A 15407-nucleotide genomic window follows, 5' to 3' on the forward strand; every position below is an offset into this window, starting at 1 on the left:
GCTTAACTTTACCTAAAAAATTTAGAATACTTAGTGATAGTAATACCTTAGGTTATTTGTTAAAACTATATAAAGTAGATAAGTGAGCGTGGCGTCAGCAGAAATATGCGCGATGAGCGCACTATTAAATTAATTATATTCCTAGAGTTTCATCAACATGGAGAGTTATAAATGAGAGTATCGTTTTTTAGTTTTGTTTTACTTTGTTCACAGTTTTCATATGCATCAGATTTGATGTTAGCTGAAGAAATTAAGTTGCAGTCCAATTCACTTGGTGAAAAAAGAAACTTATTAATAAAGCTGCCAAAGAAATATCATGATGAAGATAATTCATATCCAGTACTATACGTACTGCACGGTCAATGGGATATGCTTTCAACTTTATCGACTATTGATTTATTAGAAGATCAAATTCCAAACTTTATTGTAGTCGGTATCGAAAGTAGAGGAAAAGAACTTAGCCCTGAAAGCGGAAAAACAACTCCCTTTGCTAACTTCCTTGCGAAAGAAGTCGTTTCCTTTGTTAATGATAAATACCGAGTTGCACCTTATACAATTTTATCTGGGCACTCTAATTCAGGCCGTTTCGTCTTAGATTATTGGTTAAATAATAATCCTGCTTTTTCAAAATACTTCGCTTTCAGTCCTTCTCTTGATGATAATTACATCTTAGATATGGTATCCAAATCAAAAATTAAGGCTTTAAAAAAGAAAGCTCCTCTTACGATCACCATCGCAAATGAAGGTGAACATATGCAAGAGCCTTTTACTGAATTAACTCAGAAGTTAAGTAGCTTATCTGAAGGTTCTTTTGAATTCCAAAAATTCCCAGAGCAATCTCACAGAACCACTAAACACTCTTCTATGCAATATGCTTTACAATCAACATTTACGGGCTGGGAACCAACCTACGAAGTAAAAACTTCAGGATTAGATGGTTTAAAAAAACACTATACAGATTTATCTGAAAAGTTTGGGTTTAAGGTTTCTGTTCCTAACGAAACCTTGCAAAGGCTAACAGCTCATTATGCAATTTCTGAAAATGCTAAAGAAGAACTTAACAAGTACATAGCTTTCACAATTAATCAATCTTCAGATGGCATAGACTCATTGTTTGAAATATCTGACTATTTGTCTAGCAATGGGTATAAAGATGCTGGTGAGAGTATTTTTAGTGAAATATGCAATCAGGTTAAAGGTGACCAAAGGTGTAATGGCTAGAGCGGGGTATAACAAGTGACTAAGGTTATGAGTGTCCGCAAATGGCACATTGCAGCCAATGAAACTAGTCAGTATTCTTGTGGGGTTGGTTTTAAAGAGCTCGTATATGGTAACTTTATGCCATTATAAGCTTCAATATTATGTCAACTTACACTTCACTTGTGCCGTTGTAGCTCAATAAAATCAAATGTGGTTATGCCAACTTACACTTCAAACAACATTTGGGTGACAACCTCTCAACTCATTTAAAAAATTATAATTAAATACCAGTGGTTTATTTTCTGTTGTTCCCTCTGTTTCTACCTTATAGACAACACTTAGATATTGCGCAATAATGAAATAAAGCGTTAACGTTAACGCTACACATGTTAAATCAGATGCCCAAGGGTTGTTGTAATGTCTCAAAGAAGTAAGTGGGCACTAGCTATTTTATTAGGGTTAATAGGCGGGTTGGTTAACCTTTTACCCCTGTATTTTTTCGATAGTTCTGAATTCTTATTTGGACAAATTTTTGTTTTATGCAGCTTAGTATTCACTGGGTTGCGCTACTCCTGTCTTACGCTTGCGATTGTCTCGAGTTTTTTACTTTATAGGTGGGGCCACTGTTGGCCCAGTGTAGTGTATTTGCTTGAGCTTTTATGGCTTTATACTTTCTGTTTGAGGCGTTCAAAACCCATTTTACCTTTAGGTGCCGTATTTTGGTTTTTAGTGGGGCTACCTATTATTTGGGTGATAGGCCAGTTTGTAATGGATTTAGCGTCGCTAACGCTTATTGTTGCAGTGTTTAAATACCTGGTTAACGCATTAATCAGCTTAGCATTGGTTGATTTGATTAGTATATTTGTTCCTTATGCTAGCCGTGCTTATCAAGGACGTCCACTGGCTCGTATTCTTAGTTATGTGGTCAGTGTTATTATTGTTTTGGTTGTGCTTATTACAAGTGTTTTTTTGGTTAACGACCATCATTCGCGTATAGAGTATGAGGTAAATGCGCAGCTTGAGGAAAAAGCAAAATCTATTAGCACACAGTTGAATGACTATTTGCAGTTTCATAAAAACGCGGTGGTAATGAGTAGTGATGCCATTGGGGGTGGGATTGATATAAAACAGCAGCTCACACAGTTAATGGATTTATACCCAGGTTTTACTACGAGTTTATATGCAATGCCAAATGGGTATGTCGCTAAAAGTATTCCTGAAACATTACTTGCAGGGCTTAGTGAGGAGAAGCGATTTGTAAACGACCGACCGTATTTTTCACAAGCTCAACAGTATCCCAAAGGTTACAGTAGTGGGGTGTTTCAGGGGCGTGGTCTTGGGAATGAGCCTATAGTTGCTCTTTCTGCACCAATATACAAAAATAACGAGTTTTATGGTGTTGTAGAGGGCTCTTTAAAGCTAGAGCGCTTAGAGCAGTATATTCCAAATTTGTTTAATCAAACTGGTGAGCTAATTATACTCGATGCTGAGCAAAGAATTGTTTTTAGCTCTTTGGCACAATTTCAAATACTGGCTGATTTTAAGACGTTAGATTTTACAATTAGCAACCTGGGCGATAATCAACTTTTTCGTTCTGTTAATAATGAAGTATTTCATACCAATCAGTATGTTGATACTAGTAGTCAATGGCAAGTTATTACGTTTTACAATCGTAAACACTTAACTAAGGTGGTAGCAACAGCTTGGCTACCAACAATATTGTTTAGTGCAGTGTTGATTTTTTTAGTGGTGTTGTTTATTCATCATTTATCTAATTTATTAGTTCAGCCAATTATTGGTTTGACTAATTTAATGTATGGTTTTAATAAATCAGACAAACAACACTTTAATACAGAGTCTAGCTGGTACGAAGTGCTGCAGCTGCAACAACAGTTTAAAATGTTGGGGAATGCCTTAAGGGACTCAATAGAAAGTTTACAGGCGTCTAATATTAAAAATCAGGATTTAAATAAACAGCTAAGCCAATTTAACCAGCAGTTGGAAGTTAAAGTGGCTGAGCAAACAGATGAGCTAACAAAAGCAGTTAAATCAGCTAATGAAGCTAATAAAGCTAAGTCACAGTTTTTGGCCAACATGAGTCATGAACTGCGTACTCCTATGAATGGCATTTTAGGTATGGGAGAGGTATTACTGCGAGATACAACCCTTACAGATGATCAACGCGAGCTGCTTGAAACACAGCAAAAAAGCTCCAAAAATCTACTACAAATATTAAATGATATTTTAGACTTTTCTAAAATTGAAGCAAACGCCATGCAAATTAGCCCGCGAGCAACTTTGCTTGCTCCGTTTATTGAAAATATTCATTCGTTATTTTCGCCAATTATTCACTCCAACGATGTTGAGTTTATTATTCAACAGAGTCCAGACTTACCCGATTGCGTAAATGTAGACGACTTACGTTTAAATCAAGTAATTATTAACTTATTGTCTAATGCGCAAAAGTTTACTCAGGCTGGGTTTGTGCGTTTATCGTTTGATTACAGTGAACAGCAGCTCACGGTAAGTGTGTCTGATAGCGGTATTGGGATCGAAAAAGAGCAGCAGCTATTACTTTTCAGTGAATTTACTCAAGCAGATGCTAGCGTAGCACGTAAATATGGCGGTACAGGCCTTGGGTTGGCTATTTGCCAAGGTTTGATTAAAAAAATGAGTGGTGAAATAACCTTAAATAGCGTGCCAGGTTTGGGTAGCACTATTAAGTTTTCAATAAATGCCCCTAAAGCGCAAAATGTCGATTTAGCAAAGCCGGTCCAAGCACAGTCGCTACCAGACTTGCTAAATAAGGATATTTTGCTGGTGGAAGATAACCCTATAAACCGCCAAGTAATTGCAAAAATGTTAGAGCCAACAGCTGTTACTATTACAATGGCAAACGACGGTTTAGAAGCGCTTAAAGCATTAAAAAGTAATGTGTTTGATTTAATTTTAATGGACTGTCAAATGCCTAATATGGACGGTTATGAATGTACTATACGCATTCGCGAAAATGAAATAGGTGCAGATAAACGGGTTCCAATTATCGCCATTACAGCCAATGCATACGAAGAAGATAAGCAGCGTTGTTTAGATGTAGGTATGGATGACTTTATTTCAAAGCCGGTTAACTCTCAGGGGTTATTAAGCGTTATTGCTAATAATCTTATAAAGATAAATTAAGTATAATTGACAAAGGCCATACAATATATGGCCTTTATTAATGGCGCTTTAATTTCATATAAAATCGAGGGTGAGCAATAACCGTTGCTCGTTTGCAGCTACCGGTGGCGAGCGGTGCACTAGCCCTGCGCCTTCGTTTTCATCCCAGTACTCGCCTTTAAGCAGGGCAACATCACCTTGCTTGAGTTGATTAATATTATTTAGGCTTTTAAATAAGCCAGACTCTTCATCGGGTTTACCTAAATTACCTGTACCTAGCTTTGAGCGCTCTACATCGCTGTGATTTAACCACTGCGTAGCAACACCTTGGTAAGTAGTGACTAGCCGGCACGGAATTTTGTCTACATGAAAACGCGGGCACATGGGTTTATCTAATATTTTTAGCCTTAAACCGGCGCGTTTTAAATCAAACAGGCAGCAAAACATTTCAACCAACAGTGCGATATCTTCACACAGCGCTTTAACTTCATCGCGGTTAGTATCTTCTGGCTTAAGCGCTTTTATTAATTGACCAAATGCATCATCGGGCGATACCGCAAGTTCAAGTGGCTTTAAAGCATTTGCACTAATGAGTGTATTAACTGCATTTGTTAATGCTTGCTCTAGGTCTCTTTGCCAAATAACAATGTTAGTGTCTTGGTTATAAATTTGTGGCAATACATTGGCGTCACACTCTTTAGCTGCTTTTCGGTACAGTGGTTCATCCGGTTTTATTTGCGCAGTTAGTGGGGCTAGGGCATTCATTACTCTTCCTCCCAAATAGGAAACGGGTCGTTATAGGTTCTCCAAAAATCTTTACCTTTAAGTACGGCATCTTCTGGGAGTAGGCAGTCATCAAGCGCTTTAATCATGGCTTGTTGATTCAAAGATTGACCAATAAACACTAGCTCTTGGCGCATGTCACCAAAGGGTTCTACCCATTTACTGTTTATATCAGCAAGTATTTCGGGCTCTGTGGGCCAGTCTTTTTTAGGGATGGCTTTAAAAAACATACCAGCAAATCCGTAATGAGCTATACCGCCTGCTTGGCTCCATTGCCCGCAAAATAAAGGGCGTGTTGCTAACCAAAAATAACCTTTAGAACGAATTAGCTTGCCAAACTGCTCGGTGTTGTGCAAAAAGTGATAAAACTTTTCAGGGTCAAATGGGCGGCGCGCAGTGTAATTAAAGCTGCTAATACCATACTCTTCGGTCTCGGGAATATGTTCACCATGCATTTCTTTAAGCCAACCCGGCGCTTGTTGGGCACGTTCAAAATTAAATAAACCCGTGTTTAGCACTTCGTTAATATTAATATGGCCGTTTGAAATAGGGATAATGTTAGCGTGAGTGTTAAGCGTATTTAAAATGGCAGTGAGTTTATTTAATTCATCGTTTGTAATTAAATCCGTTTTACTGATTAAGATTACATCGGCAAATTCAACTTGGTCAACAAGTAGGTCGGCTACGCTTCGTTCGTCATCTTCTCCTAACGATTCGCCGGTATCTTGTAAATCATTTGCTTGTTCGTAGTCGTTTAAAAAGTTAACGGCATCAACCACCGTTACCATAGTATCAAGTGTGGCAATATCACCCAGTGATACGCCATTTTCATCGGCAAATGTGAAGGTTTCGGCTACCGGTAATGGCTCAGAAATACCGGTTGATTCAATAACGAGGTAATCAAAATGCCCCTCTTTGGCAAGTTTGCCCACTTCAACAAGTAAGTCTTCTCGTAGGGTACAGCAAATACAACCGTTGCTCATTTCGACGAGCTTTTCGTTACTGTGATTGAGCGATACATCGTTTTTAATAGTGGCTGCATCGATATTTATATCGCTTATATCGTTAACTATAACAGCCACTTTTTTACCTTGCCTGTTATTAAGAATATGGCTAAGTACAGTGGTTTTACCGGCCCCCAAAAAACCTGATAACACTGTGACGGGCAGTTTATTTATCATTTAATAATCTTACTAAATTGCAATTTAAGGTATGTTATATTATATCAATCTTGTATTCCAGTAATGCTAATTATTTTATTTAATGCTGAGCTGCAAATTTAATGTGCTACTCAAATACTTTTCATTCGAAAAATAAGGGGGAATATGGAATTATTTACATTGCATATGGTAATGATAGTCGTTATCATTCGCGGCGTTTTATACACCTCTTTTCAGGATCAACATGTTTAACCAAAAATACTTGGCGCTTAGTATTGCTGCGTCTTTTTCTGCTTTTTCTAATGTGGCATTTGCCGAGCAAAATAACGAAATTGAAACAATAGAAGTAACAGGCCGCGCTCAGCAGTTTTACCTAGAAACCGAAAGTAAAATTGGGACTAAAACGGATTTAGATCTTATTAAATTACCGCAATCTGCGCAGGTATTAACCGAGCAGCTTATTATTGACCAAGCCGCGCGCGATATCACCGATTTATACCGCTCAATAGCCGGGGTAAGTGAGTACAGTTATTCGGGCGTTACTTTTCGTGGATTTAGAGACGATGCCAATGTATTTTACGATGGCGTACGCGGCGACCCGTACTCGGGCTTTGGTGTACCCCAATTATTTAATGTTGCACGTGTAGAAGTATTAAAAGGCCCAGCCTCTGCGTTATATGGTGGCGGTGAGCCAGGCGGTATGATCAACTACGTGACTAAAAAGCCAAGTTATACGCAAACTAAAGAGCTAAAACTAACGCTTGGCAATTACAACACACATGGCGCCTCACTTGATATGACCGGCGGTTTAACCGACACCATGGCATACAGAGTAGGTGGTTATTACGAAGAGCAAGACAGCTTTCGTAATAACGCAGATTCAAAAAACAGTGAGTTTACCGCTGGTTTATTATTTGATTTAACCGATTCAACCACACTAACCACCACTGTTGATTACATTAAGCAAGACTTAGGCGGTAACCGTTTACGTGGTGTACCGGTAGATGACAATGGCAACTTTTTAGTTGACCCTAGTTATAACGCAAATGAAGCATTTGACTACCAAGACATGGAAGCGTTAGTGCTGCAAGCCGAGCTAAAGCATTACTTTAATGATGATTTTTCTGTAAGTAGCACACTGCGTTACATGGATAACGAACGCGACCAAGCCTACCATGAGTCGCAAAGCTGGGTAGATGTAAACGGCGATGGTGAAGCAAACATTGATGACGAAACCATTAAACGCGAATACCGAAAGCAATACCGCGCCAACGAAGAAACAAGCTTAACCACCGACTTTGTTTATAGCTTTGAGCAAGGCCAATTAGCACACCAAGTATTATTTGGTGGCGACTACCACATAGTTGATACCGAGTACGATTACTTACGCGCCCGTTATGAAGCGGATGGCGTGGCTAACTTAAACATATTTGACTTAAATTACGGCGAAACCGACCCAAGTACTTATAACCTTACCGACATGAACCGCGATGGTGTTGAAACCGACCGTTTTGGCGTTTACGTACAAGATGTTGTAAGCATTAACGAGCAATGGACCGTGATTGCCGGCCTGCGTTACGACTATTTTAAAGAGCTAAATAAAGAAACCGGTTACAGTTACTCAGATAACGATGTAACACCGCGCGTGGCCGTTACATACCAACCTGTTGAAAATACCTCGTTATACATAAACTACTCAGAAAGCTTTAACCCAGCATCATCGGGCGATCAAGAAGATGTAGAGGGCGAGGGCAACTTAACCCCAGAAACCGGTAAACAAACCGAAATTGGTATTAAAAACCAATGGCTAGATGGCAAAATTATGAGCACCTTTGCTATTTACCAAATTAATAAAGAAAACGTAGTAATGAGTAACCCCGACGACACTGGCGCGGGTGATGGCATTGCAGCACTTTTAAATATTGGTGAGGTAGAAAGCCGCGGATTTGAAACAACGCTGGTGGGCGATTTAACCGAGCACTGGACGCTAACCGCTAACTACGCCTACAACGATACATTGGTTGTTGAAGGTGCAACGGGCGATACAATTTCAAGCACCTACGGTGATGGCTCTCGCTTTGCTAATGCGCCGCGCCACCAAGCAGGTTTATGGTCGCGTTTTGCGCTTGATAGCATCGACTCGTCTATAGCATTTGGCGCAAATTACGTAAGCGAGCAAATAAGCCAAGATGGCCAAAAAGTTAAACCCTTTACTGTATTTGATATGAGCTGGACTACGCGCTTTGACGATGTTTTATTAAGCGTAAATATTAATAATATATTTGATAAAGAATACGCAGTAAGTGGCTTTAGTGAGCGTAACGGTCATTTCCCGGGCAGCCCACGAGAAATAGTAGGCCAAGTAACCTATAAATTTTAAAGCAATTTAAGCGCGAGCTTATCTCGCGCTTATTTTTTATCGCTATTAAAATTAGCGGCTTCTTGCGCTGTGTTAATAGCTGTAATAGGGAAGGGGATCACAATACCTTCTTGGTTATAGCGTTTATGCAGCGCTTTAATAAAAGCAGATTTAACCCAAAATCGATTAAAGTACTCTTTTGCGCGCAGCATTACGGTAAAATTAATACTTGAGTTATCAAAGGTGTGATACACCACAAAGGTATTGTAATCATCAACCCCCCATTCATGGTCAATTAGTACTTGGCGCGCAACTTCTAGCGTTACTTGCTCTACAAATTCTAGGTCTGAGCTGTAGTGAACGCTTACATCAACAGGTACACTCAGTTCTTTTTCGGGGTAAAAGTAATTAATAATACGCGATTTGGAAAGCTGACTATTAGGAATAATAATCATATTATTTGGCAGCATTTTAACCCACGTAGAGCGCCAACCAATTTTCTCTACAAAGCCTTGCTCCTTAGACTCAAGCTCAATAAAATCCCCCACCCGTATGGGTTTATCTATAACAAGCTGCACGCCCGAAAAAAAGTTTTCAAGGGTGGGTTGCAGAGCAAGCGCCACCGCCAATGATGTAATACCAAGAGATGCAATGATAGGCGTAATAGAAATACCCAAGGTGCCTAATAAAACCAGCAACCCCACCGAAAAAAGAGTAACGCGAATAACCCCCTTTATAATACTTTGAGAATTAAAAATAACTGCAGATTGTTTAGCGTAGTGATTAACGGCGCCAATAACAAAGTGATTTAAAAACAATATAAGGGCAAGTAAAGCTAATACAATATTAATGCTGTTGAATGGAATTCGCTTTGCTAACTCGGGGTCAATAACGAATGTATCGTGCTCTAAAATGGTGATTAGCACAATAATTGTGCAAAGTGTTAGTGGCTTAGATATTGAGTCTAGAAGTAGTGTGTCGAATGTAAATGTTGTTTTTGATGTCCATTTTTTTAGCCAGTACATTATAAAAAAACGAATAAAAAACAACAGTATAGTTACAAATAAAAGGTAAGCTATCGTACTCAACCAAGGGGTGTTATTAATAACGTCTAGCGTATTTTTGAGCATAACTTAAACCTATTAAATATAATTATATTTAATACAGCAAGTTATGTACCTATGTTTGAAGTAAAGAGAAGTGTATTGCCGAGATGAGCTCGGCAATTGTTACTTATATTTTTTTAGCTACCCACATTCCACCCAATACAGAGGCAAAAAACAGCCAAAACTCCATTTTGAATGACACCAGTTGAACTAAGCCGGGTCCAGGGCAAATTCCGCTCAATCCCCACCCCAAACCAAACAAAACAGAGCCCGTAATTAATCTACGATCTACATTTTTTAGATTACTTAGACTAAATGTTTCACCAAATAAAGGGCTATTTTTTTTAGAAACCCAAAACCACGCCAACATCATTATTCCCATGGCTACCGCCATTACAATAATTAAACTGCCATCCCAGTTTTCGCCAAAGGTCAAAAAATTAAGTACTTTATCAGGGTTGGTCATCCCGCTAATAATAAGGCCTAAGCCAAAAATAAAGCCTAAAAATACCGATGTAATTGCTTTCATGTTTTATCCAACTAAGTTAGCAGTTATTACAGCAACAAGCATAAACACACATGTTGAAACCCAAGAACGTGTAGAGAAGCGCGACATACCACACACGCCGTGGCCGCTTGTGCAGCCATTGGCAAGTGACGTGCCAACACCCACTAAGAGCCCCGCTATAATAATTAACCACGGTGGTAGGCTTAACTCGCCCTGTAATAACTCAGGCGCAATAAATGAAGTGGCAACGCCCGCAATTAATAAGCCTGTAATAAAGCACACTTTCCACACATTATCGGGTTTTAGTGGAGTAAAAAAAGATTTAACTAACCCTGAAATACCGGCCACTTTACCAAATAAAACAAGTAATAATGCACATGACATACCAATTAAAGCACCGCCTAAAGCGGCGGATAAAGGTGTAAATTCTGTTACCATTTTATATTCCCCAAACAATTGATACACCAACACCTGATTGGTCCATTTCAATTGCTAGTTGCTAGTTGCTGGTTTGGCGCTAAAAAGTTAGCACCTGATACCTTTTTAGCTGGCGAGTAAAAAGCCATAGCATTTAATTGTACATTGTCGCTAACTATATGGCTAAAACCCGTTGTAAAATGCCACTCTTGTACACCCGGCGCTAAAATATTAAATAACACCTCAGACGACGGAATAGGTTGTTGAGTGTAAGAAACACCAAAGCGAATTTTTTGTTTCGCAGCAGGCTGCCACTGATAACCTAATTTGTATATATCCATATCTTGCCAGCCAAACCCTGCACCTGTGGTTGCACCCAACGGTGCAGACATTAAGTTACTTATTGGGTTGGCAATGCTTTTAACTTCACTGTAGTTTATTTTTTGCCAATCGAATACAAGTTGGTTATTTGGTGTAATTTTATAGGCGGCACCAATTTGAATCGAGCTTGGTAAGTCAAAGCCACCGTCTTCTGCAAATAAACCTTTATAGCTATCAAATTCTTCCATAGCCACCGATGAGCGATAACTGGCACCCCAACTAAACGATGTGCCTACGGTTTGAGTTATGCCCACTTGCACACCTAAGCCTGTGCTGGTGTCGGTGCCATTATTAGTTAAATTTTCAGGCGATTGCGAAAAAGGCGCAAAGTTTCCAAGGCCTGTCGCTTTAAACTGTTGCACAACATAAATAGGTGAAACCCCCACTTTTGTTTGCTCATTTAACTGGTAGTTAATAGTTGGACTAATAAATAACTGTTTTAAATCAACGCCTGTTGTGCCAGCGTAAAATGTACCTTCAGGCTCAGAATTGGCGCTGTAGTCGGTGTTCATACCGCCATTGCCGTAAACCAATAGGCCAATATTTATTTTGTCATTTAACTGATGGCCAATAGCAAATTCAGGGATGGCAAATAACGTGTTATCACTTTTTTGGGTTTTTGCTTCAAGATAAAGCGCATTAGGATAAAACGTATCTACAGATGATGCTGTGTATTTTCTATCAGGTGAAAATAGCTCTAATCCCAGTGACATTTCTGTCCCATTTACAGTAAAACTGGCTGGGTTATTAGCACCAGACATTAACTCTTCAGATAGCGCAACCCCTGCACCTGCCATGCCTTTGTGGGTCATGCCATAGCCATGAGTAAAATACCCATTGGTAGCAAATGCGCTAAATGTTCCTAATGTGCATGTTAATGCAAGGCCTGATACTAACTTATTTTTCATTTTGATAGACATACGTAGTGAGAAAACGCGGACAATAGCTAATTTTCTATATTCAAAAAAGAAATACAAATCGATTACTTATAGTAAAAAAAATATTTAGCGTGTGTGTTTAACCCAAAGTTTAGCGAGGTAATGGCTTAAGCCTTTTATACAACCATTAAATCAATCATTTAGCTAAAAAATACAAAGCGGTGAGAGGATTCACCGCCCTAGATTAATTACATAGACTCAAGTGTTTTACCACGGGTTTCTGTAATGTATTTAGCCACAAAAAATATACTAATAAGTGCCGATAAAGCGTAAAAGCCGTACGCACCTGCAAGGCCAATATTAGCCAACATAATAGGGAAGGTCATGGTAATGGCAAAGTTAGCAATCCACTGTGCGCTTGCAGCAACCGCGAGTGCTGCGCCACGAATTCGGTTATTAAACATTTCGCCTAATAACACCCACACAACAGGGCCCCAACTTAAGCCAAAAAATACCACAAATAAGTTAGCCATTATAAGCGCAAACGTCCCCATGTTATCGCTAAGTGCAAGCTTGCCTGCTTCATCAAGGCCTGCGCTGCCAAATATATAAGTAAGCGCACTTAAGCTAATAAACATGCCCACACTGCCTACAAGTAATAGTGGTTTACGGCCAATTTTGTCAACTAGGGCAATAGCAATAAAGGTCGATACAACATTCGTGGTGCCCGCTAATACATTTATAAATAGCGATTGCGACTCGTCAAACCCAGCGGCTTGCCAAAGCTCGGAGCCGTAATAAAACACCACGTTAATACCTACAAATTGCTGAAATACGCTAAGCGCAACACCCGCCCATACAATAGGGTGTACCTTTTTACTGCCACCGATAAATAAGTCGCGAATACTCGGCTTTTTATCACTGTGCAAGGAGCGTTTAACATCGCTTATTTGCGCATCAACGTTGTCGTTCGAAATTTTACTAAATACCGTTTTTGCATCGGTTACTTTACCTTGCGCCACTAAATAACGAGGCGACTCAGGAATAAACAACACCCCCACTAAAAACAGTATTGCAGGCACCAGCTCAGCCCAAAACATCCAGCGCCAAGCGGCTATATCAAGCATTAAAATATTTTGCGCGCTGCCTGCTGCATCAGCAATTAAATAGTTACTTAAAAACGCAGCAAACAAACCCAATACAATAGCGAGTTGTTGAAGTGTAGCTAAACGACCACGAAGGGCTGGTGGCGCAACCTCTGCAATATAAGCTGGCGCCAATACCGATGCAGCTCCAATACCTAACCCACCAAATAAGCGGTAAAAAATAAATTCGGCCGAGCTTTCGCTAATGCCCGAACCAAATGCGCTAATAGCAAAAATAATCGCGGTGATGATCATAATTGCACGGCGGCCAAACTTATCAGCCAGCGGCCCCGCTGCAAGTGCACCTAATGCGCAGCCTAATAATACCGAGGCTACATTAAACCCTGTAGCCACACTGCTTGAATTAAAAGCATTACCGAGTGCCGACACCGTGCCGTTAATAACGCCTGAGTCAAAACCAAATAAAAAGCCACCAATAGCAGCAACGGCCGAGATAAATATTACGTAAAAAAGAGAGCATGTGCCCAATGTGTGCGCCGAGCTATTAGTGCTCGGCGAAAGAGGTGATGTCATAATTGTGTGTCCTAGTTATTATTATGGTGTACTTTGCTATATTGAAACGTGTGGTGTTGCGTATTTTAAACGAATTTTATTTGGGCTGACTCTTTCATAATCAATATTAAAGTTATTGTTTAATACTTCCAACAGTCCTTTAATATCGCCTGTTTTAAACATGCCGGCAACTTGCACTGTTTTGAGGCGGTCATCTTCCGAAAGCTCAAAATCTATATTTGTATAGCGGCTGATTTCAGCCATGGCTTCAGCAAGTGATTCACCTCTAAATATTAAGCTACCTTTGCGCCACGATAATCTAGCGGCTACATCCATAGGATCAACTTTTTCGACCGCTTTAGCAATTTTACCTTTAAAGCTTAAATCAAGTTTTTCTCCCTTTGACACCGAAGTTGAGCTAGTTGATAAGTACTGACCTTGCTTATTTGTTCCTTGGGAAAGATTGGGTAACGATTTGGCTTTTTGTTCTGCAACAAGGACTTTGCCATCTGTCACAATGAGTTCTATTTGTTTTTTACCCACCTCTACATTGAATGCGGTACCAACAGCTTGAATAACTTTATCACCCGCGGTAACGCTTAAAGGGCGCATTTTATCGTGAGCTACATCTATATGAATTTCGCCACGCAGTAGATTTATTACACGAGAGTGCTCGGTATACCTAACTTGAACAAAGCTATTAGTGTTTAAGGTAATTTTACTTTTGTCAGAAAGCAGTATGTCCTTACTTTCACCTACGTTGGTTTGAAAATTAAGTTGTTTCGCAACCACAGCTGACTGATTAACTGGGTAAAAAAATGAAAAGTTAAACGCTTCTTGAAAAAAGCTAAGTGCAACAGCTAATAAAATAGAGGCAGCTGTCGCACCTAACCACACTGGGAGACGTTTTTGTTTTACCGGTGTTTGTGGAAACAGATCTGACAAACGGCTGAGATCGCCCATTTTGTCCCACAGCTTTGCTACTTCAAGTAACACCTCTACATTTTTATAAGATTGTGCTAACCATTGTTTTAGCGCTTGTTCTTCGGGCTTAGTCAGCCCACGGTCAAGTTTAGCTAGCCATTCACTTGCCTTATCAAGGCGCACATCGTCGCTTAAATTTCGCTCGTTTATATGATGAATATTAGTCATTTCCACCTCCTGCATTTAGCTGCGAAGAAGTATTTGGTTGCCCATAAACACTTTTTGTAGATTGACGCATAAATTGCGTACAACGTTTCATGCCTGTTGCTATATGTTTTTCCACGGTACTTTCACTAAGGTTTAATTGAGCAGCAATCTCTCGCTGCGAATACCCATACACTTTTTTTAATACAAACACTTTACGGCACTGCACGGGTAAAAGCCGTATGGCCTCACAAAAATTAGAAAATTCACTATCGGTTAGTGCTTTTTCGTACATTTCGTCTTGCTGGTGCTCTGCTAAGAGTTGCTCTAACGCTTCCATGTTGTCGATGCCATCGACTAGGCGTATATTGGCTTGCTTTTGGTAATCGAGCGCTAAATTTCGCGCCGTTTTGTAAATAAAAGATTTTGGTGAGCTTATGTTTTCAGTGTTTTTAATCTGACAAATTCGCACATAAGTTTCTTGCACTATATCTTCAATTTCATGTGGTGGCACTATGCGTGCAACTACACTTGATAGACTTTTGCGCGAGGCCAAATAGACCTTATAAAAAAGTGTGTCTTTCGTCATTTAGTGTGTGTCTCGTGTGTGTTTACGGCAATTATTGTTATTTTATTTGCCAATACAAACTAAGACGAATGGTAAGAAAAA

The 15407-nt window shown here is 39.6% G+C and carries 12 protein-coding genes; 3 read left to right on the plus strand and 9 right to left on the minus strand.

Translation table 11 applies throughout. The features are described 5' to 3' along the window. Window positions 1-171 precede the first annotated feature (171 nt). Both KZZ04_RS09245 and KZZ04_RS09250 read left to right on the plus strand, forming a co-directional pair. The gene (locus tag KZZ04_RS09245) at window positions 172-1221 is read left to right on the plus strand and encodes an alpha/beta hydrolase (RefSeq protein ID WP_219422536.1); all 1050 of its coding nucleotides are present in this window, start codon (window positions 172-174) and stop codon (window positions 1219-1221) included. 396 nt (window positions 1222-1617) lie between these two features. Next, on the plus strand, window positions 1618-4380 hold the full coding sequence (locus KZZ04_RS09250; RefSeq protein WP_219422537.1) for a hybrid sensor histidine kinase/response regulator: 2763 nt from the start codon (window positions 1618-1620) through the stop codon (window positions 4378-4380). 54 nt (window positions 4381-4434) lie between these two features. On the opposite strand, the gene KZZ04_RS09255 is transcribed toward KZZ04_RS09250, so the two are convergent. Then, window positions 4435-5124: a DUF1826 domain-containing protein gene (locus tag KZZ04_RS09255; protein ID WP_138527983.1), complete on the minus strand. Its 690-nt coding sequence runs from the start codon at window positions 5122-5124 to the stop codon at window positions 4435-4437. Next, the gene (zigA, locus tag KZZ04_RS09260) at window positions 5124-6323 is read right to left on the minus strand and encodes a zinc metallochaperone GTPase ZigA (protein ID WP_219422538.1); all 1200 of its coding nucleotides are present in this window, start codon (window positions 6321-6323) and stop codon (window positions 5124-5126) included. Before zigA ends, KZZ04_RS09255 begins: the two co-directional genes overlap by 1 nt. A gap of 223 nt (window positions 6324-6546) precedes the next feature. Between zigA and KZZ04_RS09265 the strand changes: the two genes are divergently transcribed. After that, window positions 6547-8682, plus strand: coding sequence for a TonB-dependent siderophore receptor (locus KZZ04_RS09265; RefSeq protein WP_219422539.1), 2136 nt, complete (start codon window positions 6547-6549; stop codon window positions 8680-8682). A 29-nt stretch (window positions 8683-8711) separates the two neighbouring features. Here the strand turns inward: KZZ04_RS09265 and KZZ04_RS09270 are convergent, their stop codons facing one another. The 7 genes from KZZ04_RS09270 to KZZ04_RS09300 form a co-directional block, all read right to left on the minus strand. After that, on the minus strand, window positions 8712-9791 hold the full coding sequence (locus KZZ04_RS09270) for a mechanosensitive ion channel family protein (RefSeq protein WP_219422540.1): 1080 nt from the start codon (window positions 9789-9791) through the stop codon (window positions 8712-8714). A gap of 103 nt (window positions 9792-9894) precedes the next feature. Next, on the minus strand, window positions 9895-10296 hold the full coding sequence (locus KZZ04_RS09275; RefSeq protein ID WP_219422541.1) for a DUF6691 family protein: 402 nt from the start codon (window positions 10294-10296) through the stop codon (window positions 9895-9897). A 3-nt stretch (window positions 10297-10299) separates the two neighbouring features. After that, complete coding sequence (locus KZZ04_RS09280) at window positions 10300-10713, minus strand: YeeE/YedE family protein (RefSeq protein WP_219422542.1); 414 nt, start codon at window positions 10711-10713, stop codon at window positions 10300-10302. Window positions 10714-10760: 47 nt separating this feature from the next. Further along, the gene (locus tag KZZ04_RS09285; protein ID WP_257903595.1) at window positions 10761-11981 is read right to left on the minus strand and encodes an OmpP1/FadL family transporter; all 1221 of its coding nucleotides are present in this window, start codon (window positions 11979-11981) and stop codon (window positions 10761-10763) included. Between the two features lie 218 nt (window positions 11982-12199). Continuing rightward, a complete protein-coding gene (locus KZZ04_RS09290; RefSeq protein WP_219422543.1) occupies window positions 12200-13630 on the minus strand; it encodes a sugar porter family MFS transporter in 1431 nt (476 codons plus the stop codon). A gap of 36 nt (window positions 13631-13666) precedes the next feature. Then, entirely contained in the window at window positions 13667-14761 is a 1095-nt protein-coding gene (locus tag KZZ04_RS09295) for a FecR family protein (RefSeq protein WP_219422544.1), read from the minus strand. Further along, window positions 14754-15326 (minus strand): RNA polymerase sigma factor, encoded by a 573-nt coding sequence (locus KZZ04_RS09300; protein WP_058405681.1) that lies wholly within the window; start codon window positions 15324-15326, stop codon window positions 14754-14756. Before KZZ04_RS09300 ends, KZZ04_RS09295 begins: the two co-directional genes overlap by 8 nt. Between the last annotated feature and the right edge of the window lie 81 nt (window positions 15327-15407).

Origin of the sequence: Pseudoalteromonas sp. CR1, from assembly GCF_019392235.1 — a bacterium.
Classification (GTDB): Bacteria; Pseudomonadota; Gammaproteobacteria; order Enterobacterales; family Alteromonadaceae; genus Pseudoalteromonas.

Excerpts from the sequence above, each read along its gene's own strand:
- KZZ04_RS09245 (WP_219422536.1), top strand. The coding sequence starts at position 172 with ATGAGAGTATCGTTTTTTAGTTTTGTTTTACTTTGTTCACAGTTTTCA.
- KZZ04_RS09250 (WP_219422537.1), top strand. The coding sequence starts at position 1,618 with ATGTCTCAAAGAAGTAAGTGGGCACTAGCTATTTTATTAGGGTTAATA.
- KZZ04_RS09255 (WP_138527983.1), bottom strand. The coding sequence starts at position 5,124 with ATGAATGCCCTAGCCCCACTAACTGCGCAAATAAAACCGGATGAACCA.
- zigA (WP_219422538.1), bottom strand. The coding sequence starts at position 6,323 with ATGATAAATAAACTGCCCGTCACAGTGTTATCAGGTTTTTTGGGGGCC.
- KZZ04_RS09265 (WP_219422539.1), top strand. The coding sequence starts at position 6,547 with ATGTTTAACCAAAAATACTTGGCGCTTAGTATTGCTGCGTCTTTTTCT.
- KZZ04_RS09270 (WP_219422540.1), bottom strand. The coding sequence starts at position 9,791 with ATGCTCAAAAATACGCTAGACGTTATTAATAACACCCCTTGGTTGAGT.
- KZZ04_RS09275 (WP_219422541.1), bottom strand. The coding sequence starts at position 10,296 with ATGAAAGCAATTACATCGGTATTTTTAGGCTTTATTTTTGGCTTAGGC.
- KZZ04_RS09280 (WP_219422542.1), bottom strand. The coding sequence starts at position 10,713 with ATGGTAACAGAATTTACACCTTTATCCGCCGCTTTAGGCGGTGCTTTA.
- KZZ04_RS09285 (WP_257903595.1), bottom strand. The coding sequence starts at position 11,981 with ATGAAAAATAAGTTAGTATCAGGCCTTGCATTAACATGCACATTAGGA.
- KZZ04_RS09290 (WP_219422543.1), bottom strand. The coding sequence starts at position 13,630 with ATGACATCACCTCTTTCGCCGAGCACTAATAGCTCGGCGCACACATTG.
- KZZ04_RS09295 (WP_219422544.1), bottom strand. The coding sequence starts at position 14,761 with ATGACTAATATTCATCATATAAACGAGCGAAATTTAAGCGACGATGTG.
- KZZ04_RS09300 (WP_058405681.1), bottom strand. The coding sequence starts at position 15,326 with ATGACGAAAGACACACTTTTTTATAAGGTCTATTTGGCCTCGCGCAAA.